Origin of the sequence: Streptomyces atratus, assembly GCF_900119365.1 — a bacterium.
GTDB lineage: Bacteria > Actinomycetota > Actinomycetes > Streptomycetales > Streptomycetaceae > Streptomyces > Streptomyces atratus_B.
The window spans coordinates 1-1304 of sequence record NZ_FPJO01000102.1 but is presented as its reverse complement, the minus strand read 5'-3'; the positions used below and the strand labels follow the sequence as shown (position 1 = coordinate 1304).

The 1304-nt window shown below is 65.6% G+C and carries 1 protein-coding gene; it reads right to left on the bottom strand.

Going from position 1 to position 1304, the window contains the following annotated elements:
* The coding region (locus tag BT364_RS38945; RefSeq protein ID WP_256260444.1) for a condensation domain-containing protein at positions 1-1304 on the bottom strand (1304 nt) is incomplete at both ends.

The window sequence follows — 1304 nt, the reverse complement described above, 5'->3', positions numbered from 1 at the left end:
AGCTCCCCGTACGTAACGGTCATACGCTCGTCCTGGACGGCGAGGGCATCCGGCACCGCCTCGGCCAGCGCACGGACACGCTCAACCATACCGCCCAGCCGCTCCGGCCGATCCGTCGCAATCCACTCCTCAAGGAGCAGACGGCGTTCCGGCGATGACACAACGGTCAACTCACCAACAGCTGTCGCCGCGCCGTGCTGGGCCAGCACCTCACAGGCACGCACGAAACCATCAAGGATCGCCCGGCCCGTGCCCTCCGAGAACAGGTCCGTCGCATACTCCAGGGCTACATCCAGCTCGGCACCCGCCTCGTCGACCAGCATCATGAGGTCGAACTTGGCCGTGCCGTCCTCGACCGACAGATGGGTCACCTCGACGCCGTCCATGTCGACACCTGTGCGCGTTGCGTTCTGCAGGACGAACATGGCTTGGAAGAGGGGGTTTCGGGCGAGGTCGCGGTCGGGTGCGAGTTCCTCAACCAGGCGCTCGAAAGGAACGTCCTGATGGGCGAAAGCGTCGAGCGCGGTGTCGCGGACGCGGTCGAGGAGCGCGGCGAAAGGCTCGTGCGGATCGGTTTGGGTTCGGAGCGGCAGTGTGTTGACGAAGAAGCCGATGAGGTTCTCGGTTTCGGTGCGGGAGCGATTGGCGATGGGGACCCCGATGACGACGTCGCTCTGTCCCGCACGGCGGGTGAGCAGGGCGGCATAGACGGCCTGAAGGATCATGAACAGTGTGGCACCGTGCTGCTGTGCCAACGCGTTCAGCGCTCCCGCTGTCCCCGCACCAATGCGGGTGTGAAGGTGCGCACCGCGGTAGGTAGGAATGGCAGGGCGCGGGAAGTCAGTGGGCAAGTCCAGGACGGGCGGTGCGCCAGCGAGGGTTGTGCGCCAGTAGGTGAGTTGTTCCTCCAGGACTCCAGAGGCAAGCCACTGCCGCTGCCAAGCAGCAAAGTCAGCGTACTGAACGGGAAGCTCCGGAAGCGAAATGCCCGCATAGGCAGCCTGCACCTCGTGCAGCAGCACACCCACCGACCATCCATCGGACACGATGTGATGCATTGACAGGGCGAGCACATGGTCGTCATCGCCCAACCACGTCAGCATCCAGCGCAGGAGCGGTCCCCGCTCCAGGTCGAACGGGCGAGCCGTCAGCGCGGCCGATAGCCTCTCGGCGGCCTTCTGGGCATCGCCGCTCTCGTCCGGAACGGTAACGGTGAAGTCGATGAGGGGTGCGTCGCCGATGACCTGCACCGGGCGGCCGTCGACCTCGGCGAAAACCGTACGCAGGACTTCGTGGCGCTGGGC